The sequence below is a fragment of the Mycobacterium sp. NGS35 genome, from assembly GCF_059812855.1.
In genome coordinates this window covers 16,481-36,854 of the sequence record NZ_JCALDL010000013.1, presented here as the reverse complement: position 1 = coordinate 36,854, position 20,374 = coordinate 16,481, and the positions used below count along the sequence as shown (strand labels likewise).

Annotated in this window: 25 protein-coding genes and 1 pseudogene; 14 read left to right on the top strand and 12 right to left on the bottom strand. The window is 66.2% G+C overall.

Features of this window, described 5'->3' with window-relative positions; genetic code table 11:
• The first annotated feature begins 67 nt into the window (after positions 1 to 67).
• A complete protein-coding gene (locus AC5Y4C_RS18545) occupies positions 68 to 1,741 on the top strand; it encodes an alpha/beta hydrolase (protein ID WP_499964501.1) in 1,674 nt (557 codons plus the stop codon).
• Between the two features lie 10 nt (positions 1,742 to 1,751).
• On the opposite strand, the gene prcA is transcribed toward AC5Y4C_RS18545, so the two are convergent.
• From prcA to arc, 6 genes are all read right to left on the bottom strand, one after another.
• A complete protein-coding gene (prcA, locus tag AC5Y4C_RS18540; RefSeq protein ID WP_499908119.1) occupies positions 1,752 to 2,471 on the bottom strand; it encodes a proteasome subunit alpha in 720 nt (239 codons plus the stop codon).
• Entirely contained in the window at positions 2,468 to 3,367 is a 900-nt protein-coding gene (gene prcB / locus AC5Y4C_RS18535; RefSeq protein ID WP_499908118.1) for a proteasome subunit beta, read from the bottom strand. Before prcB ends, prcA begins: the two co-directional genes overlap by 4 nt.
• Positions 3,364 to 3,558, bottom strand: coding sequence for a ubiquitin-like protein Pup (locus AC5Y4C_RS18530; protein WP_499908117.1), 195 nt, complete (start codon positions 3,556 to 3,558; stop codon positions 3,364 to 3,366). The genes prcB and AC5Y4C_RS18530 overlap by 4 nt, the downstream gene beginning before the upstream one ends.
• 86 nt (positions 3,559 to 3,644) lie before the next feature.
• The gene (gene dop, locus AC5Y4C_RS18525; RefSeq protein WP_499964503.1) at positions 3,645 to 5,156 is read right to left on the bottom strand and encodes a pup deamidase/depupylase; all 1,512 of its coding nucleotides are present in this window, start codon (positions 5,154 to 5,156) and stop codon (positions 3,645 to 3,647) included.
• Between the two features lie 134 nt (positions 5,157 to 5,290).
• Entirely contained in the window at positions 5,291 to 5,872 is a 582-nt protein-coding gene (locus tag AC5Y4C_RS18520; RefSeq protein WP_499964504.1) for an SAM-dependent methyltransferase, read from the bottom strand.
• 2 nt (positions 5,873 to 5,874) lie between these two features.
• Complete coding sequence (gene arc, locus AC5Y4C_RS18515) at positions 5,875 to 7,695, bottom strand: proteasome ATPase (RefSeq protein WP_499964506.1); 1,821 nt, start codon at positions 7,693 to 7,695, stop codon at positions 5,875 to 5,877.
• Between the two features lie 146 nt (positions 7,696 to 7,841).
• Here arc and AC5Y4C_RS18510 point away from each other — a divergent pair, with 146 nt between their 5' ends.
• Genes AC5Y4C_RS18510 through AC5Y4C_RS18500 form a run of 3 tightly spaced genes read left to right on the top strand, consistent with a single transcriptional unit; the run spans position 7,842 to position 9,197 of the window.
• Positions 7,842 to 8,345: an MTB12 family secreted protein gene (locus AC5Y4C_RS18510; protein ID WP_499964507.1), complete on the top strand. Its 504-nt coding sequence runs from the start codon at positions 7,842 to 7,844 to the stop codon at positions 8,343 to 8,345.
• A complete protein-coding gene (gene lppK / locus AC5Y4C_RS18505; protein WP_499908112.1) occupies positions 8,342 to 8,893 on the top strand; it encodes a lipoprotein LppK in 552 nt (183 codons plus the stop codon). The genes AC5Y4C_RS18510 and lppK overlap by 4 nt, the downstream gene beginning before the upstream one ends.
• A gap of 7 nt (positions 8,894 to 8,900) precedes the next feature.
• Positions 8,901 to 9,197: a DUF503 domain-containing protein gene (locus AC5Y4C_RS18500; protein WP_499964508.1), complete on the top strand. Its 297-nt coding sequence runs from the start codon at positions 8,901 to 8,903 to the stop codon at positions 9,195 to 9,197.
• A gap of 10 nt (positions 9,198 to 9,207) precedes the next feature.
• Here AC5Y4C_RS18500 and AC5Y4C_RS18495 read toward each other — a convergent pair whose 3' ends face one another.
• Positions 9,208 to 10,032, bottom strand: coding sequence for a tRNA (adenine-N1)-methyltransferase (locus tag AC5Y4C_RS18495; protein ID WP_499964510.1), 825 nt, complete (start codon positions 10,030 to 10,032; stop codon positions 9,208 to 9,210).
• Positions 10,033 to 10,106: 74 nt separating this feature from the next.
• Between AC5Y4C_RS18495 and AC5Y4C_RS18490 the strand changes: the two genes are divergently transcribed.
• Genes AC5Y4C_RS18490 through AC5Y4C_RS18465 form a run of 6 tightly spaced genes read left to right on the top strand, consistent with a single transcriptional unit; the run spans position 10,107 to position 13,775 of the window.
• Positions 10,107 to 10,937, top strand: coding sequence for a RecB family exonuclease (locus tag AC5Y4C_RS18490; protein WP_499964511.1), 831 nt, complete (start codon positions 10,107 to 10,109; stop codon positions 10,935 to 10,937).
• The gene (locus tag AC5Y4C_RS18485; protein ID WP_499964512.1) at positions 10,934 to 11,716 is read left to right on the top strand and encodes a thioesterase family protein; all 783 of its coding nucleotides are present in this window, start codon (positions 10,934 to 10,936) and stop codon (positions 11,714 to 11,716) included. Before AC5Y4C_RS18490 ends, AC5Y4C_RS18485 begins: the two co-directional genes overlap by 4 nt.
• A gap of 49 nt (positions 11,717 to 11,765) precedes the next feature.
• On the top strand, positions 11,766 to 12,077 hold the full coding sequence (locus AC5Y4C_RS18480; protein WP_500008508.1) for an ArsR/SmtB family transcription factor: 312 nt from the start codon (positions 11,766 to 11,768) through the stop codon (positions 12,075 to 12,077).
• The gene (locus AC5Y4C_RS18475; RefSeq protein ID WP_499908106.1) at positions 12,074 to 12,580 is read left to right on the top strand and encodes an SRPBCC family protein; all 507 of its coding nucleotides are present in this window, start codon (positions 12,074 to 12,076) and stop codon (positions 12,578 to 12,580) included. The genes AC5Y4C_RS18480 and AC5Y4C_RS18475 overlap by 4 nt, the downstream gene beginning before the upstream one ends.
• Complete coding sequence (locus AC5Y4C_RS18470; RefSeq protein ID WP_499964516.1) at positions 12,580 to 13,215, top strand: flavodoxin family protein; 636 nt, start codon at positions 12,580 to 12,582, stop codon at positions 13,213 to 13,215. The genes AC5Y4C_RS18475 and AC5Y4C_RS18470 overlap by 1 nt, the downstream gene beginning before the upstream one ends.
• 50 nt (positions 13,216 to 13,265) lie before the next feature.
• Positions 13,266 to 13,775, top strand: a complete 510-nt coding sequence (locus tag AC5Y4C_RS18465; RefSeq protein ID WP_499908104.1) for a universal stress protein — start codon at positions 13,266 to 13,268, stop codon at positions 13,773 to 13,775.
• A gap of 10 nt (positions 13,776 to 13,785) precedes the next feature.
• On the opposite strand, the gene AC5Y4C_RS18460 is transcribed toward AC5Y4C_RS18465, so the two are convergent.
• From AC5Y4C_RS18460 to AC5Y4C_RS18445, 4 genes are read right to left on the bottom strand one after another with little or no spacing between them, the layout of a single operon-like run.
• Positions 13,786 to 15,153: an FAD-containing oxidoreductase gene (locus AC5Y4C_RS18460; protein WP_499964519.1), complete on the bottom strand. Its 1,368-nt coding sequence runs from the start codon at positions 15,151 to 15,153 to the stop codon at positions 13,786 to 13,788.
• Entirely contained in the window at positions 15,150 to 15,632 is a 483-nt protein-coding gene (locus tag AC5Y4C_RS18455; protein WP_499964521.1) for a DUF4126 family protein, read from the bottom strand. The genes AC5Y4C_RS18460 and AC5Y4C_RS18455 overlap by 4 nt, the downstream gene beginning before the upstream one ends.
• Positions 15,633 to 15,658: 26 nt before the next feature.
• Positions 15,659 to 16,510, bottom strand: coding sequence for an ATP phosphoribosyltransferase (gene hisG, locus AC5Y4C_RS18450; RefSeq protein WP_499964523.1), 852 nt, complete (start codon positions 16,508 to 16,510; stop codon positions 15,659 to 15,661).
• Positions 16,511 to 16,792: a phosphoribosyl-ATP diphosphatase gene (locus tag AC5Y4C_RS18445; RefSeq protein ID WP_499908100.1), complete on the bottom strand. Its 282-nt coding sequence runs from the start codon at positions 16,790 to 16,792 to the stop codon at positions 16,511 to 16,513. It abuts the gene before it with no gap.
• Positions 16,793 to 16,880: 88 nt separating this feature from the next.
• Between AC5Y4C_RS18445 and AC5Y4C_RS18440 the strand changes: the two genes are divergently transcribed.
• The 3 genes and pseudogenes from AC5Y4C_RS18440 (at position 16,881) to AC5Y4C_RS18430 (ending at position 18,310) form a co-directional block, all read left to right on the top strand.
• A complete protein-coding gene (locus tag AC5Y4C_RS18440) occupies positions 16,881 to 17,165 on the top strand; it encodes a hypothetical protein (RefSeq protein ID WP_499908099.1) in 285 nt (94 codons plus the stop codon).
• A 232-nt stretch (positions 17,166 to 17,397) separates the two neighbouring features.
• Positions 17,398 to 17,748, top strand: a pseudogene (locus AC5Y4C_RS18435) (DUF4226 domain-containing protein); the annotation flags it as partial.
• Between the two features lie 10 nt (positions 17,749 to 17,758).
• Positions 17,759 to 18,310 carry a DUF7956 family protein gene (locus AC5Y4C_RS18430; protein ID WP_499908097.1) on the top strand — a complete coding sequence of 184 codons (552 nt, stop codon included), beginning with the start codon at positions 17,759 to 17,761 and terminating at the stop codon, positions 18,308 to 18,310.
• A 74-nt stretch (positions 18,311 to 18,384) separates the two neighbouring features.
• Here AC5Y4C_RS18430 and AC5Y4C_RS18425 read toward each other — a convergent pair whose 3' ends face one another.
• Positions 18,385 to 19,848 carry a sugar porter family MFS transporter gene (locus tag AC5Y4C_RS18425; protein WP_499964525.1) on the bottom strand — a complete coding sequence of 488 codons (1,464 nt, stop codon included), beginning with the start codon at positions 19,846 to 19,848 and terminating at the stop codon, positions 18,385 to 18,387.
• Positions 19,849 to 20,011: 163 nt separating this feature from the next.
• On the opposite strand from AC5Y4C_RS18425, the gene AC5Y4C_RS18420 reads away from it, so the two are divergent.
• Positions 20,012 to 20,374: a hypothetical protein gene (locus tag AC5Y4C_RS18420; protein WP_499964526.1), complete on the top strand. Its 363-nt coding sequence runs from the start codon at positions 20,012 to 20,014 to the stop codon at positions 20,372 to 20,374.

Below are 20,374 nucleotides of genomic sequence, written 5' to 3'. Positions count from 1 at the left end.
GCGGGTACGACACAGTCCGTTGTGGATAACGTCTGCAAGCACTGACGCAGAAGTGCCAGCATGAGGCATGGGGGGAAGGCCTACGCTGTCGCAGGCACAGTCATGGCGTCCGGATTCGTTGCGACAGGCCGCCGATGCGTGGGACGGCGCTGCCACCGATGTGCATCGTGAGTTCGACGTCGTCGTGCAAGGTCTCTGCGACACCCACGATTTCTGGACCGGCGACGCCGCCAACGCCGCCCGTCAGCGCGCCGCAGATGTGTCCGCTGATGCCGCACGGCTGGCGCGTGCACTGGTAGCCGCGGCGGTCGCTGCACGTGACGGCGCCGACGCCGTCGCGGCTGCCCGAGACGACGTGCTCGGCACTGCCGGCGCGGTGCGATCCCAAGGGTTCGCGGTGGCCGACGACGGAACCGTCACCCCGCCGGCCCAGCCACCGCTGGCGGTGCTCAACCACTGCGGCGGCGACATGCGGATCGCCACAGAGGTGCTGCGTGACGGCGCCGCCGCGTTCACCCGCGAAATCGTCGACAAGCTCGACGCGTTGGCCGCAGCCGACGACGACGCCGCCCACGACATCGACGACGCGTTCCACGGCGTCACTGCTCCGGCGCCCACCACCGCCGCCGGCTTGAGCGACAACCCAACCGCCAACTGGCCGACGCTGACCCAGGACGGCATCGCCGCACAAATCGGCGCGATGACCCCTGAGCAGCGTCGCCAGCTCGTCGACACCCACCCGCAGCAGGTCGGCAACACCGACGGGGTGCCGTGGGACATGCGCGCCGCCGCCAACCGCGTCAACATCGAGCAGGCGGTCCTCGACTCGCGCCGCGAGCTCGACTCCACCCAAGACCCGGCCAAACGAGACGCGGTGGCGAAGCGCATCGGGTTCTACCAAGGTCTACTCAGCGAAGTGCCCGACCCCACCGGTCGCAAGGGCCGAGTCGACCGGCAGATCCTGGCCTTCGATCCCGCGCGCTCGTCGCTGATCGAGCTGGTCGGCGATCTCGGCACCGCGAAGAACGTCGGAGTGCTGGTCCCGGGCATGAACACCACCATCGAGGGCTCGGCGGCCAACACCGAGACGGCCAACCGGTTCGTCAACGCCGGCCATGGCGACCTGGCGATGATCACCTACCTCGGCGGAGCTTTCCCACAAGGCGGGGTTCCCGACGGCATCGGTGACGCAATGGACACCCACTACGCCACCGACATGGCCCCGCGACTGGTGTCGTTCGGCCAAGACGTCAACCGCGTCGCCGACAGCCTCGGTCGCGACGTGGCAGTCACCTACGTCGGCCATTCCTACGGCGGCTCGATACTCGGCACCGCCGAAGCGATGGGGCTGACCGCCGACCGCACCATCTACGTCGAGGCGGCAGGCGCCGGCGTCCACGTCGACGACCTCGGCGACTGGCACAACCAAAACCCTTACGTGATGCGGTTTTCCATGACGGCGCCCGGCGATTGGATCGCCCCGCTGCAAGGCCTGCCGTTCAACCCGCACGGTGCCGACCCCGACGAGATGCCGGGCGTGATCCGGCTGGCCACCGGCGACTACGACGACGGCAGGCTGATGGGCGGATGGCGCTCACACAGCGACGTACTCAATGAACCGTCCGACGCGTGGCGCAACATCTACGCCGTCATGACGGGCCAGCCGTACAGCGTCTACGTCGACCCACTGAGATTTCTGCCGCCGTGGGCCAGACCGCCGTGGCTGCGACCCACCGGATGACCGTCGGCCGTCAATCAGCTTGCGGCAGCATCGCTTCCAACGCCGGCCCGGTGATCCGCCGGAACGCACGCCGCGGCCGGTTCTGATCCAGAATCGCCACCTCGAGCGTCGAGACGCCGAGTGTGCGCGGTTCAGCACCGGACCCGTTGCCGCTGGTGCCCGCCTCCAACGCCCGGACCGCGAAGCCGACCGCCTCCGCCAGGCTGGCGTTCTCGCGGTACGACTCCTTCAGCGCAGCGATGATCGGTTCCGTGGATCCGCCCATCACAACGAAGTGCGGCTCGTCGTTGATCGACCCGTCATAGGTGATCCGGTACAGCTCAGGCGGTTTCGTTTCGCCGTAGTGCGCGACCTCGGCGACGCAGAGCTCCACCTCGTACGGTTTGGCCTGCTCGGTGAAGATGGTGCCCAATGTCTGCGCGTATCGGTTCGCCAGCTGACGGCCGGTGACGTCGCGGCGGTCGTAGGTGTAGCCCAGCGTGTCGGCGAGCTGGATGCCGCCGCGGCGCAGATTGTCGAACTCGTTGAACCGGCCCACCCCGGCGAAGCCCACGCGGTCGTAGAGCTCGCTGATCTTCTGCAGCGACCGCGACGGGTTCTCGGCGACGAAAAGCACGCCGCTGTCATACGCCAACGCGAGCACGCTGCGCCCCCGGGCGATGCCCTTGCGGGCCAGCTCGGAGCGTTCACGCATCGCCTGCTCAGGCGAGATGAAGTACGGAAACGTCACGAGTCATCCCTGGCGTCGGTGGACGGGCCGCCCTTGGAACGCAAAGTGCTTGTCTCCGTTCGCTTTTCGATAACCTCGCGAGCCAGCTCGGCGATGCGCTGCTCAGGCACCTCCACCGCGCCGTCGGCGTCGATTGTCACCGCGGTCGGAAAGATGCCGCGCACCAGATCTGGGCCACCGGTGGCGGAGTCGTCGTCGGCGGCGTCGTAGAGGCTTTCCACTGCCACCCGCAGCGCCGAATCAGCATCGACCACTTGCGGATACAGCTTCTTGATCGACGAGCGGGCGAACACCGAACCCGAGCCCACCGACTGATAGCCCTCCTCCTCGATGTTCCAGCCGCCGGCCGCGTCGAACGACACGATCCGGCCGGCCGCCTGCGGGTTGGGGTCGTCGATGTCGTAGCCGACCAGAAGCGGCAGCGCCACCAGCCCCTGCATGGCCGCGCCGAGATTGCCCCGCACCATGATCGCGAGCCGATTCACCTTGCCGGCGAACGTCAGCGGCACTCCCTCGAGCTTTTCGTAGTGCTCGAGCTCCACGGCGTAGAGCCGGGCGAACTCCACCGCGATCGCCGCGGTGCCGGCGATCCCCGTCGCGGTGTAGTCGTCGGTGATGTACACCTTCTTGACGTCGCGGCTGGCGATCATGTTGCCCTGCGTGGCGCGCCGGTCACCGGCGATCACCACGCCGCCGGGATAGTTCAGCGCGACGATCGTCGTGCCGTGCGCCAGCGCAGCCCCGGGTGTCGCCGCCTCGGCGGGACTCAACGCAGGCAGTAATTGCGGCGCCTGGCGACGCAGATGATCAGTGAAGGACGACAGGTCCAGTGGTACGGATGAAGCTCCGGAGATGGGATGGGGAATGGCCAGCTTTTCGCGATTCGGCCAGGTCACTGTCCGCCCTTCTGGACGTACGCACGGACGAAATCCTCCGCGTTTTCCTCGAGGACGTCGTCGATCTCGTCCAGCAGGTCGTCGGTGTCCTCGGCCAGCTTCTCGCGACGCTCCTGCCCGGCCGCCGCGCTACCGGTGAGGTCGTCGTCATCGCCGCCGCCACCGCCACGCTTGGTCTGCTCCTGAGCCATCGCTGCCTCCTGCATCGGTCATCGGCGGCCGGTGGGCCACCGGTTCTTCCACCCTACCGGTCAGAGCCTGATTTACCGGGACAAGCTCAGGTTGCGGTGAGCTGCTCCACAAGTTCGGCGGCGGTTTGCACCGACTCCAGAAGCGCGCCGACGTGAGCTTTGCTACCACGCAACGGCTCGAGCGTGGGAATGCGCACCAGCGAGTCGCCGCCCAGGTCGAAAATCACCGAATCCCAGCTGGCGGCAGCAATGTCGGCACCGAAGCGCCGCAGGCACTCGCCGCGGAAGTACGCGCGGGTGTCGGTCGGCGGGTTCTCCACGGCGTCCAGCACCTGCTGTTCGGTGACGAGCCGTTTCATCGAACCGCGAGCCACCAACCGGTTGTAAAGCCCCTTGTCCAGCCGCACGTCCGAATACTGCAGGTCCACCAGATGCAGCCGCGGCGCGGACCAGTTCAAATTCTCGCGGTGCCGGAACCCTTCGAGGAGCCGCAGCTTGGCGGGCCAGTCCAGCAGCTCTGCGCACTCCATCGGGTCGCGCTCGAGCAGGTCGAGCACGTGCGCCCAGGTCTCGACGATATGAGCGGCCCGCGGGTCAGGGTCGCGGCTGTCCACCAGCTTGGCCACCCGGTCCAGATAAATCCGCTGGATGGCGAGGCCGGTCAACTCCCGACCGTCAGCCAGCGCGACCGTCGCACGCAGCGTCGGGTCGCGGCTGATGACGTGCACGGCATGCACGGGCCGCGCCAACGCGAGATCGGACAGGTCGATGTTGAACTGCGGACCCTCTTCGATGAGGTCCAGCACCAGCGCGGTAGTGCCGAGCTTCAGATACGTCGACGTCTCCGCGAGGTTGGCGTCCCCGATGATCACGTGCAGCCGCCGGTACTTGTCGGCGTCGGCGTGGGGTTCGTCGCGGGTGTTGATGATGCCACGCTTGAGCGTGGTCTCCAGCCCGACCTCGACCTCGATGTAATCGGCGCGCTGCGACAGCTGAAACCCCGGCTCGTCGCCCGCCGGCCCGATGCCGACCCGGCCTGAGCCGACCACCACCTGCCGAGACACCAGAAACGGTGTGAGCCCGGCGATCACCGCGGAGAACGGTGTCTGCCGGCTCATCAGGTAGTTCTCGTGCGAGCCGTAGCTGGCACCCTTGCCGTCGACGTTGTTCTTGTACAGCTGCAGCTTCGCCGCACCGGGGACGCTGGCAACGTGGCGTGCGGCCGCTTCCATCACCCGCTCGCCGGCCTTGTCCCAGATCACCGCGTCCAGCGGATCGGTGCACTCTGGCGCCGAGTACTCCGGGTGGGCGTGGTCGACATAGAGCCGCGCCCCGTTGGTGAGGATCATGTTCGCCGCGCCCACTTCGTCGGCATCGACGATCGGTGGCGGTCCCGCGGACCGCGACAGGTCGAAGCCCCGGGCGTCGCGCAGCGGCGACTCGACCTCGTAATCCCACCTGGTGCGCTTGGCGCGCTGCAACCCCGCCGCCGCGGCGTACGCCAGCACCGCCTGCGTGGAAGTCAGGATCGGATTCGCGGTCGGGTCAGACGGCGACGAGATGCCGTACTCGACCTCGGTCCCGATAATCCGTTGCATGCCTTCAGCCTAAAGCGTGCTGTGAAACGGCAAGGTATCCCCATGCCGACGTCCGCCCCGACTCGCCCCGCCGCCGAGCGCTGGTTGCGGGACAACGGGTTGCCATCGGTGCTGTCGCAGCGGAAGCCTGACGGCTATGACTTGGTCGCGATGACGAAATAGCCGCGCGGCGCGGGCACATCCAGCGGAACCGGCGGATGCTCCCACCGATGCCACCTCGTCCCGGGCTCTGCCACGTCGGTCACGGTGGCCGTCCAACCGCGGCCCGTTACGAGGGCTGCGGGGCTGTCCGTGCCGAACTTCCACTCCGCTCCGAGTTCGCGCATGTACTGCAACGTCGGCTGCAGGAAGGGCGCCTCGAACAGCAGCTCCCCGACGATGTCGTACAACAGCACAGACCCCGGCGCCGAGAGCTTGTCGATGCGCGTGAACAAGTCCTCGACCGCCGATTCGTCGAGGTATTGCAGCAGCCCCTCGACCAACCAGGCCGTGGGCGTCGACGGTGAAAAACCTTGGGCTTCAAGGGCATCGGGCCAGTCGTCGGCGAGGTTGACGCCCACCGCAACACGGCGGCAGCGCGGCTGCTCACCGGCGAGCCGATCCTCTTTGACGGTGATCACCTCGGGCTGGTCGAGTTCGTACACCGTCGTGCCGGATCGCCACGGCAGGCGGTAGGCGCGCGCGTCCATTCCTGCGGCGACGACCGCCGAACGCATACCTACAGGTACTGCCCGAGGTTGCTTTCGGTGTCGATGGCGCGGCTCGCGCTGCTGCTCTTGCCGGTGACCAGCGTGCGGATGTAGACGATCCGCTCGCCCTTCTTGCCCGAGATCCGTGCCCAGTCATCGGGATTGGTGGTGTTGGGCAGGTCTTCGTTCTCGGCGAACTCGTCGACGATCGAGTCGAGCAGGTGCTGGATGCGCAGGCCGGGCTGACCCGTCTCCAGCACGGATTTGATCGCATACTTCTTGGCGCGGTCGACGACGTTTTGGATCATCGCCCCGGAGTTGAAGTCCTTGAAGTACATGACTTCCTTGTCGCCGTTGGCGTAGGTGACCTCCAGGAACCGGTTGTCGTCGATCTCGGCGTACATCCGCTCGACGACCTTCTCGATCATCGCCTTGATGCACAAGGTGCGGTCGCCGCCGAACTCGGCGAGGTCGTCGGCGTGCAGCGGCAACTCCTCGGTGAGGTACTTGCTGAAGATGTCTTGCGCCGCTTCGGCATCCGGGCGCTCGATCTTGATCTTGACGTCGAGGCGGCCGGGCCGCAGGATCGCCGGATCGATCATGTCCTCGCGGTTGGAGGCGCCGATCACGATGACGTTCTCCAGCCCCTCGACACCGTCGATCTCGCTCAGCAGCTGGGGCACCACCGTGGTCTCCACGTCCGACGAAACCCCCGTGCCGCGGGTGCGGAAGATCGAGTCCATCTCGTCGAAGAACACGATCACCGGCGTGCCCTCGGATGCCTTCTCTCGCGCACGCTGGAAGATCAGCCGGATATGACGCTCGGTCTCGCCGACGAACTTGTTCAGCAGCTCAGGGCCCTTGATGTTGAGGAAGTAGGACTTCGCCTCGCGGGAGTCGTCGCCGCGGACCTCGGCCATCTTCTTGGCCAGCGAGTTGGCAACTGCCTTCGCGATCAGCGTCTTGCCGCAACCGGGAGGACCGTACAACAGCACACCTTTGGGCGGCCGCAGCATGTACTCGCGGTAGAGCTCCTTGTGCAGGAATGGCAACTCGACGGCGTCGCGGATCTGCTCGATCTGGCGGGACAGGCCGCCGATGTCGTTGTAGCTGACGTCGGGCACCTCCTCGAGCACGAGATCCTCGACCTCGGCCTTGGGGATGCGCTCGAAGGCGTAACCGGCCTTGGTGTCCACCAACAGCGAGTCGCCGGGGCGCAGCTTGCGCGGCCGGTCCAGGTCGTCGAGCGCGTCGGCGACCTCGGGGGCCATGTCTTCGGCGGCCAGCAGCGGCTCGGCCAGCCACACGATGCGCTCCTCGTCGGCGTGGCCGACCACCAGAGCGCGGTGACCGTCGGCGAGGATCTCACGAAGCGTGCTGATCTCGCCGACCGCTTCGAAATGCCCGGCCTCGACGACCGTCAGCGCCTCGTTCAGCCGGACCGTCTGGCCCTTCTTCAGCGACCGCACGTCGATGTTGGGCGAGCACGTCAGGCGCATCTTGCGGCCCGACGTGAACACGTCGACAGTGTCGTCGTCCTGCACCGACAGCAGCACGCCGTAGCCACTGGGTGGCTGGCCCAGCCGGTCGACCTCTTCGCGCAGTGCAAGAAGCTGCTGGCGCGCTTCTTTAAGAGTCTCCATTAACTTCGCGTTGCGTGCGGCGAGCGAGTCGATACGGGCTTCGAGTTGGTGCACGTCACGCGCACCACGCAGCCCGCCTTGGGTGTTGAGGGCAGCTTCGAGTTGTTCGCGAAGAGCTGCTGCCTCGCGGCGCAGTTCCTCGAGTTCGGCAGCGTCGTCGCTGGACATCGGTGTTCCGAACCGCTCGGAACGCTCTGCCTCGCTCATGTTGCGCTCCTCTCGGGCACCGTACGTTGGCGCGGTGGACACCCCAACGCTACCGGCGAATTCGCTTTCGTGTGCGGTCTAAAAACTGCGCGTGCCACTTTGACTGCTACCGTTACGGCTCAGCCGGGCGGAACGAAAGGACATTTGTGAGCCTGAAATCCCTAACCACTGGCATTGCAGCCGCCGCCCTGATCGGTGGCGTGGCCGCTGGTCTGACCTCGACGGCACCGATCGCAGTCACCGCGTCGCCGGGCGTCACACCCGTGGTTTTCGGCGCGCCGCTGCCCATGGACAGCGATCCCGCGCTCGCCGGTGAACTGGCCGGCATCCTCAACCAGATCGCCAACGGCGCCACCGTCACCGAAAATTCAGCTTTGATCCAGGGCGGCGTCGGCATCCTCGAAGGCCACCAGGCCAACAAGGCGTTAGCGCAGGCGCGCCAGAAGGGTCAGCTGCCGCTGAACATTTCGGTGTCCAGCGTCTCGGCGCCGGCGGCCGACGGTTCGGTCACCGCGCAAGTCACCGCGTCTGGTCCGCAACTGGCTCCGGTCACCCGGCCGGTCGTGTTCGTTCCCGGCGGCCCTCAGGGCTGGATGGTGTCGAAGTCCTCTGCCATATCGCTGCTGCAGGCGGCGACGGCGGGCGGTTGATCCGTCTGACGGTGTGGCGGCGCTCGACGGCTCTGGCTGTGGTCGTCGCTGCTGTGGTTGCGTGGCTGCCCGCCTGTGGCAACGACAATCACCCGGCCGCGTCTGAGTCGTCGTCGCCGACCACGACCCAGACATCGGTGATCGCCGCTCCGCCGCCCGACGTCCCGCTGCCGCCCCCTGAAGCGCTCACCGACGTGCTGTACCGGCTCGCCGACACGTCCGTGCCGGGCGACCAGAAGGTCGCGCTCGTCGAGGGCGGTCCCAGCGCCGAGCAGCTGGACAAGTTCGGAAAAGCATTGCAGGACAGCGGCTATACCCCCGTCGGCTTCACCGCCGAGAACATCGCGTGGGCCAGTGACCCCGCCGGCAACGTCACCGCGGACGTGACCGTGCACAGCGAGAATCCGGCGATGACCAACGGATTCACGTTTCCGATGGAGTTCAAGCCCGACGGTCACGGCGGCTGGCAGCTATCGAAGACGACGGCCGACATCCTGTTGACGTACGGGCAGAATCCGGCGACTCCGTCGCCGTCGCCGACGGGCTGACGTTGCGATGTGGATCGGGTGGCTGGAGTTCGACCTGCTGCTCGGGGACGTGCATTCGCTGAAGGAGAAACGCTCGGTGGTGCGGCCGCTGATCGCGGAACTGCGCCGGCGATTTTCGATCTCAGCGGCCGAAACCGGCGCGATGGAGCTGTATCGACGCGCCGCCGTCGGCGTTGCGGTGACCGCGGCCGACCGCGCGCATGTGGTGGAGGTGCTCGACGCCGCTGAACGACTGGTGGCCGCACGCCCTGAGGTCCAGCTGCTCTCTACCCGGCGCGGCCTGCACCGAAGCGACGACTTCTGAATCGCGGAGGTCAGCGGCGTTTGCGACGCGCAGGCGTCGGGGCGACAGCTCCCGGAGCGAGCCGACGAGTGCTGATCAGAAACGCAGTGTGACCGCGCATCCGGTGCTCGGGGCGTACCGCCAGTCCGACGACGTCCCAGTACCGCTGCAGCGTCTCCCATGACCTCGGCTCGGTCCAGCACTGTTGCTGGCGCAGCGCCTCGACTGTGCGCGACAGCTGCGTGACCGTCGCGACGTAGATGACCAGCACGCCTCCGGCCACCACTGCGTCGGCCACTGCATCGAGCACTTCCCACGGCGCCAGCATGTCCAGCACCACCCGGTCGACCTGCTCGCCGCGGTAGTCGGCGACGTCGGCGATCACCAGATCCCAGTTCTCGGGCCGGTCCCCGAAGAACGTGACGACGTTGCGCTCGGCGTGCACCGCGTGGTCGTCGCGTAGCTCGTAGGAGATCACCCGGCCGGTCGGGCCGACGGCGCGCAGCAGCGAGCACGTCATCGCTCCCGATCCGGCGCCGGCTTCCAGCACCCGCGCGCCGGGAAAGACGTCGCCCTCATGCACGATCTGCGCCGCATCCTTGGGGTAGATCACTTGCGCGCCGCGCGGCATCGACAGCACGTAGTCGACGAGCAACGGCCGCATCGCCAGGAACTGGTCGCCGTTGGTGGCCTTGACGACGCTGCCTTCGGGCTGGCCGATCACTGCGTCGTGGGAGACGTAGCCGCGATGCGTGTGAAACTCCGCGCCGGGGGTAAGCACGACGGTGTAGTGGCGGCCCTTGGCGTCGGTGAGCTGCACGCGATCACCCACTTCGAAAGGCCCCGTACGACGCACGGCTGTCAAGCGTGCCAGCAGACGCGCCGCACGACATGCCCGGGGTTGTCGGTGCGTCGACCTACGCTGCCCCCATGAGCGCTCGACCGACCGGCCAGTTGTCCCGGCCGGCGTTGTCGCCGTCGCGCGCCGGCGATTTCAAGCAGTGCCCGCTGCTGTACCGCTTCCGTGCCATCGACCGACTGCCCGAGCCGACCTCCGCTGCTCAACTGCGCGGATCCGTCGTGCATGCGGCACTCGAGCAGCTCTACGCCCTGCCCGCGCCGGAACGCCGGCCCGCCGCCGCGATGTCGCTGCTCGCCCCGGCATGGGACCGGGTGGTGGCAGCCGAACCGGAACTGGCTGCCAGCGTCACACCGGAACAACGCGATACCGTGCTCGGCGAAGCCCGGGCGCTGCTGTCGGGCTATTACCGGCTGGAAGACCCCACCCGGTTCGAGCCGGACAGTTGCGAACAACGCGTCGAGGTCGAGTTGGCGGACGGCACGCTGCTGCGGGGGTTCATCGACCGGATCGACGTCGCTCCCACCGGCGAACTGCGGGTGGTCGACTACAAGACCGGCAAGGCTCCACCGGAAGCGCGCGCGCTGGCCGAGTTCAAGGCAATGTTTCAGATGAAGTTCTACGCGGTGGCGCTGCTGCGGTCGCGCGGCGTACTGGCCACCCGACTGCGGTTGCTGTATCTGGCCGACGGTCAAATACTGGACTACTCCCCCGAGCTCGACGAGCTGTTGCGTTTCGAGAAGACGCTGATGGCCATCTGGCGGGCGATCCAATCGGCCGGTGCCACAGGCGATTTCCGGCCGAAACAGTCGCGGCTGTGTGACTGGTGTGCCCACCAAGCCCACTGTCCGGTGTTCGGCGGGACTCCACCGCCTTACCCCGGCTGGCCCCAGGTCGCATGAGCGGGTGTTACTACCGCCGGCTTGGGACCGACGGCGACTATGAGGTTTACCAGTCGACCGAATTCACCTGCAGCAATTGGGACCCCGCGATCCAGCACGGCTCCCCGCCGCTGGCGCTCCTGGGCAACGCGATCGCTCGGCTTGTCGATCCGCGGCTGCGGCTGGGCCGGCTGACGCTCGACATTCTCGGCGCGATTCCCGTCGCGCCCGTCAGAGTCCGTGGGTGGGTGGACCGTCCCGGCCGGCGGATCTCACTGCTCGCCGCGGAAATGACCCCCGCTGACGACTCACGTCCGGTAGCACGGGTCACCGCGTGGGCCATCGCCACCAGCGACACCAGCGACGTGGCATCGGACCGCTATCCCCCGCTGGCCGAAGGCGAGCCACAGCCCCTGCCGCACGACTGGTGGGACATGACCGGCTATCTGGGCAGCGTGAACTGGCGGCGGCAAGCCGACGACCCGTCGGGCGCCGCGATCTTCTGGCTCAGCCCGCAAGGCGACCTCATCGAGGGCGACGAGACTACGCCGCTAGACAAACTGCTGCTGGCGGTGGACTCAGCCAACGGTGTCGGCTCGGCACTGGACTTTCGCCGGTTCGTGTTCATGAACACCGACACCGTGGTGCACCTGCACCGGCTGCCGTCCGGGCAGGAATTTGCGCTGCGCGCGCGGGGATCGATCGGGCCGGACGGAATCGGAGTCACCACCGCGGAGATTTTCGACCGCAGCGGATTCATCGGCGTGTGCGCGCAGACGTTGTTGGTGCAACGACGATAGCAGCATATATCTGCTTGCTTCTATATAGATTTGCTGGAATACTTGCGCCATGGATGTGTTCGAGGCGGTAGCAGAGCCCAACCGCCGCGCGCTTCTGGACGCGCTCGCCGACGGCGAGCGGACGGCAGGCGAACTGGTGGCCACCTTGCCCGGGCTCACCCAGCCGTCGGTATCGCGCCACTTGCGGGTGTTGCGGGAGGTGGGCCTGGTCGAGGTGCGGCCCGAGGCTCAGCGCCGGATCTACGCGCTGCGCGCCGACGGCCTCATGCAAATCGACGACTGGATCAGCCGGTACCGCCGCTACTGGAGCAATCGCCTCGATGCACTGGAGCGTCATCTCGACCAGGGGCACGGCCGATGAGCGACCGCGACGGCCGCCTCACCATCGAAGGCGACCGAGCGGTGCTGACGTTCGAGCGGCGGCTGCCGCATCCGATCGAGGCGGTGTGGGCGGCCATCACCGACCCAGAGCAGCGCCGAAACTGGCTGGGCGACACCGTCATCGACGGCCGCGAAGGCGGATGGATCGACATGGTGCCCACTGGTCCGCCGCTGCCGCCGGAGCAGAAGCGAGTGACCGGCCGCATTCTCGTCTGGGACCCGCCGCATGTGTTCGAGCACGAGTGGAAACAGTCGGTGGTCGAAGACAGCGTGGTGCGATACGAACTCCACGACGACGGAGACGGGACTCTGTTGCGGTTCACCCACCGCGGACTCGGCGTTCCCAATGCCACCGGGTTCCTGCCCGGCACGCACGCCTTCCTCGACCGACTCGCAGCCCACCTCGGCGGCAGGCCGCTGCCCAATTGGTTGCAGCGCTACCAAGAGATCGCCGGGACCGATGTTCAACCGAAGGGGAGCTGATGTCGCACAACGGTTTACGCGCTCCGCAGCTGGTGATCGCCTACCACTCCGGCTTCGGACACACCGCTGTTCTTGCCGATGCGGTGGGCCGCGGTGCCCGAAAGGCAGGCGCCGTTACCACCATGATCGCGGTCGATGCCATGACCGACGACCACTGGGACCTCCTCGACGACGCGGACGGCATCGTGTTCGGCAGTGCCACCTACATGGGCAACGTGTCGGCGGCCTTTCAAGCGTTCGCAGAACGCACCGGCAGGCGTTGCGTCAACGGCACCTGGCGCGACAAGGTGGCCGCCGGGTTCACCAACTCCGGCGCCAAGAGCGGAGACAAGCTGCATACGTTGACGTCGCTGGCCGCGTTCGCCGCGCAACACCACATGCATTGGGTGAGCGTGGGCCTCGGTCCCGGGTGGAACAGCTCCGTAGGGAGCGAAAACGACCTCAATCGCCTGGGATTCTGGCTCGGCGCAGGCGCCGCTACCGACGTCGATGCCGACGCTTCTGCGGTTCACGACGCCGACGTGCGCACGTGCGAGCACCTCGGAAACCGGGTCGCGACGGTTACCCGCCAACTGCTCGCCGGACGCATGGCCGAACTGGCTGCCGGTCAACAAGAGACCATTGTCGGGCGCTGAGGGACTAAAGACTCCAGTTTCGCTTCCCTTCGACCAATAGGGTCAGCGGCATGCTGAAGCATTCGTCGCCCAAACCGGTCGTCGTTGGAATCGACGGGTCCCAAGAAGCGATCGCAGCCGCGCTGTGGGCCGTCGACGAGGCGCTCGCCCGGGACGTGCCGCTGCGGCTGGTTTACGTCAACCCACCGCCTACGCCCGGTGACGAGTTCCGCATTGCGATCGCCGAGCTGGCATTGCGGGTAGCCGAGAAAGCTGTTGCGGCACAGGACGATCCGGTCAAGGTGGAGACTGTTCTCGCTTCTGGTGCCGCGAACAAGGTCCTCGCCCGCGAATCTCGGTACGCCGACTTGCTGTGCGTCGGGGCGGTCGGCATGGGCCGGCTGGCCAGCACCACTCTCGGCTCGACGGCCGCGGCGCTCGTCGGGCGCGCCTCCTGTCGGGTCGCGGTCGTTGCCAAGCCCGTCGGGAAATCGACGCCGACGGCCGTCGTGGTCGAGCCGTCCAACGAAGCACCCGCCGACGTTCGTCGGGCGCTCGCGCGCGGTCGTCGGGTGGCCTAGCCGCCTGCAGCTAAAGCGGGGTCATCTCCTGCAGCATCGTCGGTAGCAGCTCGCTGACGGTCGGGTGGATGTGCATGGTCCGCGCCAGCGTGTCGTACGGCGCCTTGGCTGACATCACGTCGAGGATCGCGTGGATCACCTCGTCGCCGCCGACCCCTAGGATCGCCGCGCCGAGAATTTCGTGGGTGTCGGCGTCGACGACGACTTTCATGAAGCCTTGGGTCTCGCCCTTCTCCACCGCGCGTCCCACTCGTGTCATCGGCCGGGAACCCAGCAGCGCCTTGCGCCCGGATTGCTGAACCTGCGTGACGGTCTGTCCGGCGCGCCCCAACGGCGGATCGATGTACAACGCGTAGGTGGGAATCCGGTCGCTGACCCGCCGCGGGTCGTTGTCGAGCAGGTTGGCCGCGACGATCTCGAAGTCGTTGTACGAGGTGTGTGTGAAGGCGCCGCGACCGTTGCAATCCCCCATCGCCCAGATGTGGTCGACGTTCGTGCGCAATTGGTCGTTCACCACAATGAACCCGCGATTGTCCGTCTGCACTCCGGCACGATCGAGGCCTAGATCGTCGGTGTTGGGTTGACGACCGACGGCGAGTAACAGATGCGAGCCGACGATCGGCTCGGCGGCGGCACGCGTAGTCACGGCAAGCCGCTCCCCGTTGCGGCTGATGCGAATTTCATTGGCGCCCAACACAACTGCGATGCCTTCACGCTCGAGGATGTCCTTGATGGCGGCTGACACGTCCGGGTCCTCCCGGCCAGCGAGCCGCGCGCCGCGCTGCACAACCGTCACCTCGGCGCCGAACCGCCGGTACATCTGCGCAAATTCCAGCGCGATGTAACTGCCGCCGATGATGACGAGATGCTCTGGCACCTCGTCGAGTTCGAGGATCGAGACGTTGGTCAGGTAGTCGACGTCGGCCAAGCCGGGGATGTCCGGCACGGCGGCTCGCCCACCGACGTTGAGAAAGATTCTGTCGGCTGAGATCAGTTCGTCGTCGACGCGCAAGGTGTGTGGATCTTCGAATCTAGCGTGCCCGCGAATGACGTTGCAGCCGTTCATGTCTGCCAACCAGGACTCGACACCGGCCCGGTCGTCGAGCATGATCTTGTCCTTGCGGGCCTTGACCTTTGCCATGTCGACGGAGACGACGCCGGTGCCGACTCCGTAGTCATCGCCACGGCGGGCGAGATGTGCGGCGTGTGCCGAAGCCACCAGCGTCTTGGTGGGGATGCATCCGGTGTTGACACATGTTCCACCAATGTGCTTGCGCTCCACCACCGCAACGGTCTGGCCAGCGTCGGTGAGCCGGCCGGCGAGCGGCGGTCCAGCTTGTCCGGCGCCGACGACGACCGCGTCGAACCGCTGTGTCACAGAAGGCTGGCTAAGTAGGCGACGAGGAAGCCGCCGCCCACGGCGACGACGTCTTCGACGACTGCGATGGGCAGGTCGCGGCCACCGGTTTTCGCAGTCAAACGAGTACGCGCCTCGTAACCGCCGAGCGTGCCGAGCACAGCGCCGATGACCCCGGCCCCGAGTGCGGCGAAGGTGTGATGCCATGCCGAACCGAGGACCGCGCCCGCGAACGCGCCGGTGAGCAGTCGGGTGGCGAACTGGGGTGTGGTCTTGCGACTCGGGGTCTTGGGCAGCTGGTCGGTGACGAATTCCCCGACCGCCAGCACAGTGAGGACGGCGACCGTGATCGGATGTGCCATCCAGAACGACCATTTGTCGTCCACTGGAATCCAATTGAGGAACGCCGCCCAGCTGATCACCGCCGGGGCCGTCAGCGCTCGCAGACCGGCGACGACGCCGAGCAGGACGGCAAGTCCTAGTAACGCAGCCGTGTTCACCCCGGGGACGCTAGCACCGCGCCAGCTTAGAAGCGACAGAACCGGATATCGGACGCCAGAATCGCTTTGGCGCCGATACCGGCAAGCTGATCCATGATCGCGTTCACGTCTTTACGCGGCACCAACGCTCGCACCGCCACCCAGTCCGGGTCGGCCAGTGGCGCGATGGTCGGCGATTCGAGCCCGGGTGTTATCGCGGCCGCACGGTCGAGCACCTGGCGCGGGCAGTCGTAGTCGAGCATCAGATATTGCTGGCCGAAAACGACGCCCTGCACCCTCGCCGCCAGTTGATCGCGCGCAGCCGCCGTGTTCTCGTCGGGCGTTTCACGCTCGATCAGCACGGCTTCCGAATCACACAGTGGCTCACCGAAAGCCACCAAGTTGTGGCTGCGCAGGGTGCGGCCCGATCCGACGACGTCGGCGACCGCGTCGGCCACACCCAATTGCACCGAAATCTCCACAGCACCGTCGAGGCGGATGACGGTCGCGTCGATTCCCTTGTCGGACAGATCTTTTCGTACCAGGTTCGGGTAAGCTGTGGCGATGCGCTTGCCGGCGAGATCGGCCACCGCCCAGTCGCGGCCAGTCGGCGCGGCGTAGCGGAAGCTCGAGGAACCAAACCCCAGCGCGAGCCGCTCCCGCACCGGCGCCTGGGATTCCTGCGCGAGGTCGCGGCCGGTGATGCCGAGGTCGAGATCACCCGAACCCACATATATCGCAATGTCTTTGGGCCGCAGGAAGAAAAACTCGACGTCGTTGGCGGGATCAATGACGGTGAGATCCTTCGGATCGCTGCGACGCCGATAGCCGGCCTCGACCAGGATCTCGATGGCCGGCTCGCTCAGTGCGCCCTTGTTGGGCACGGCAACTCGCAGCATCTACAGCTTCCGATACACGTCGTCGAGGGATAGTCCGCGGGCGATCATCAGGACCTGCGTCCAGTACAGCAGCTGACTGATCTCTTCGGCGAGTTCGTCGTCGCCTTGGTGTTCGGCGGCCAGCCACACCTCGCCGGCTTCTTCGAGAATCTTCTTCCCCAGCCCGTGGATGCCGCGCTCGAGCGCGGCCACGGTACCGCTGCCGGCCGGCCGGGTGCGCGCCTTCTCGCTCAGCTCGGCGAACAGCGCGTCGAACGTCTTCACGGGTCGCGATTGTTTCATGGGAGCCCACATCGGGTCACGCCGGTTTGCAGCGGAGCACCCCGAATTAGTGTCTTGAGCTGCTGGTTGCGGCTCTTAGGCTCGAAGCATGGACAAGATCACGGCCGACATCGCCGGACTGGACATCTTTGCGCGGCAGTGTCTGCACGAAGCGGAAGCGCTCGCCGCAACGTCAGCGGATATGGCCTTCCACACGACATGCCAGCCGACGACGGCCGCGGTCGCGGCATTGCACAACGTTGTGATCGCCGCTCACCGCACTCTCATCGAGAGGTTGGCCGCGACGAGCGAGCATGCGGCCACGACGGCCCGCGATTACGGGTCGATCGAAGAGTCTTCGGCGAGAGCATTGCGAACTTGCTGCCAACCCTGACGCAGATCGAAAGCTGGGATACGAACCACCTTCTCGTCGCCGCCCAGCAGTTGGCCAGCACCGGCTCAGCCTGGGAGCGCGCTTTCACGAACGTGCATCGAGCGGCACATTTGCCCGGAGGCACCGAATGGGAAGGGGCCGCAGCCGATGCAGCACGGACGCGCGCGCACGCTGACCGCGGACAAGTTCTACGCGCGGTCGACTCCCTCAACGATGCGGCTAAAATTGCGCGCTCAGCGCCGGTTATCGCTCGCTGCCGGGCGGTGACAGCCAGCTCTACTGCGGAACCGACAAATTCGGGTTCGAGCACATCGCCGCTAAGCACGGTGACGATTGGCAGGCATTCACGTTCCCGTGGATGGGCAACTGGCGCAATGTTGCGGATTACACAATCGGCGCAGCCCTGGCATACCCAGAATCAGTAACGTATCGACAAGACAACGACACGTTCGCGGTGGAGCGAGCGATATTTCCCATCAACGCCAGAGGTGAAATCACCGGCCCGTCGACGTGGAAGGTTCATGTCGTGATTTCCGCGAGCGACGGCAAGATCATCACGGCATACCCGATAAGTACGAAGTAGCGGAGTTGGCATGTCAGATGAGTTACGTACCTATACTCAGCGCCTAGCCAAGATCACGGCCATCCTTGAGCCGTATCTCCACGTCAGTCGGTTCATCCTTTGGAGACCCGAGGCCGATCCGCTATATCCACTAGAGGAGCCCGAGGGGCTGGAATGCCGTTGGTTCGACCGTATTACCGGACAACCGAGAGCGAGTGTGTTCATCAGACCGATCGCTGACATCGCCACGACCTTGGCTGAACTGCGCGAGGAGGTCACCGGCGAGGGCCCCTACGAACCCGGCATGGCATCGGAGGTCAGCGGCCTGGGCCCTGGCGAGTTCGTTTTCCTTCGGCATTACGTCAACGACGTGGTAGGAATCGTCGGTCACTGCAGGATTTCCGTTCATGCACCTCACGACTTTCCAGACTTGACCCAACTCGTCGGTCCGGTCCTCGAAATCGCCCACACCGTCGGCTGCTCGCCCTATGAAGACGACTTTGTGCGACCCGAGTTTCCAAGCCAATGGCCGCAATTCAGCTGGGGCAGCGCGCCTTTCCCGCCGTTTCGCCCACCCGACTGATCTCGACTCTGCGTCCAGATCGCGAACGTTCGAGAAGAGGACGCTCTCACCGCAGAGTCGACGCATCGAATCTGTCAGGTGGCGGCTTGCTCGTGCCGCAACACTTCGGCGTGCATGTCTTCTAGCGTCTTGCCCTTGGTCTCCTCCACCCACCGCCAGACGAACACCAGCGACAGCACTGCGCACAGTGCGTAAAACCCGTACGCAAGCCCCAGCACGTCGCGAAGCTGTGGGAACGTGAACGTGATGAGCCAGTTGGCCACCCACTGCCCGGCGGCGGCAAGGCCCAACGCAGCGGCGCGGATCCGGTTCGGGAACATCTCGCCGAGCAGCACCCAGACGACCGGGCCCCACGACATGCCGAACGCCACCACGAACAAGTTGGCGGCGATCAACGCGATCGGACCCGTCACGCCGCCCAGTTGCGGCTTGCCGTCGACCACCGCGGCAGTTCCGAAGATCACCGCCATCGTGCCCAGCGTGACCGCCATGCCCGTCGAGCCGATCAACAACAACGGCTTGCGACCTATCTTGTCCACCAACGCGATCGCGATCAGCGTGGTCAAGATGTTGGTGATCGACGTGATGACCGTGATCGTGAACGACGACTCCTCGCCGAACCCGACGGCCTGCCACAGCACATTGGAGTAGTAGAAGATGACGTTGATGCCGACGAACTGCTGAAAGATCGACAGTCCGAGGCCTACCCAGACGATTCCGTAGATGCCGCCCGTCGGCTTGCGCAGGTCTCGCCATGACGGCGGCTTCTCGGCGCGCAACGTCGCCTGGATTCGGTTGATGGTGATCTCCAGGTTCTTCGCACCGAGCAGGCGCGTCAGTACCCGACGCGCCTCCGGAACGCGGTGTGTGGCAACGAGATAGCGCGGCGACTCGGGGATCGTGAACGCCAGCGTGCCGTAGACGATTGCCGGAACCGCCATGAGCAGGAACATCCACCGCCACGCTTCAAGCTTGAACCAGAGTTCTTCGCCGGCACCCCCGGCGAGATTGGCCAGCACCCAGTCGATCGCCAGTGACAGAAATATCCCGGAGACGATCGCCAGCTGCTGAAGCGAGCCCAGCCGGCCACGAATACTCGGCGGCGACGTCTCGGCGATGTACGCCGGGGCGATCACCGACGCGACGCCCACTCCGATGCCGCCGATGATTCGGAACAGCACCACCAGCCACACGCTGGCGGCCAAGCCGGTGCCGATCGCGCTGATCAAAAACAGCACCGCCGCAAGCTTCATCACAGCAATGCGGCCGATCCTGTCGGCAATCCGTCCAGCGGTCACGGCGCCCAAAGCCGCGCCGAGCAGTGCGGAGGCCACCGCGTTGCCCAACGTGTAGTTGCCGACCTGGAAGTGCTTCTGGATCGAGTCGACCGCGCCGTTGATCACCGCGCTGTCATAACCGAACAACAGTCCGCCGAGGGCGGCTACCGACGCGATCCTGACAGCGCTTCGGCCGGAGGCGAACTCCTCCTCTTCGGAGAAGATTTCGGGTGAATCCCCCACCGGACCGTGACCAGTCATGAGACGCCTCTTTCGATGCGACGTTGTCAGGTCATTCAATCACCGCGCCGGTGTCCGGCGGTCCATTCTGGGGTATATCGGGCTCACGCCACCACACGTCAGGAAGGACGACGACATGAAACGGCTTGCTCGTTGTGGTGTCCTGCTAGGGACGGCACTGTGCATGGCGTCAGCGATCCCAACGGCCCATGCCGCGCCCGGCGAGTGGGCCGCCATCGCCTACGACCCCGACGGCCGCACCGGCTGGCCCAACGGTGGCTTCGCAGTGTGGGTCAACCATGCAGCGAGCGAGGTCGATGCGATCAACGCGACCCTGGGTGTGTGCAGTTCCGGTCCCGGCATGGGTGGCAGCTCCGCGCCCTGCGATCTGCTCGCAGTGGTGCAGGACGGCTGCGTGGCGCTGGTGTCGCTGGAAGGCGTGGCTCAGCCGGCCGCCGCCGTCGCCAAGACGGCTCAGGGCGCTGTCGACGCCGCGGCGGCTGGACATCGCGTCACCGAGGTCCAGTACAACGAATGCACGTACTGA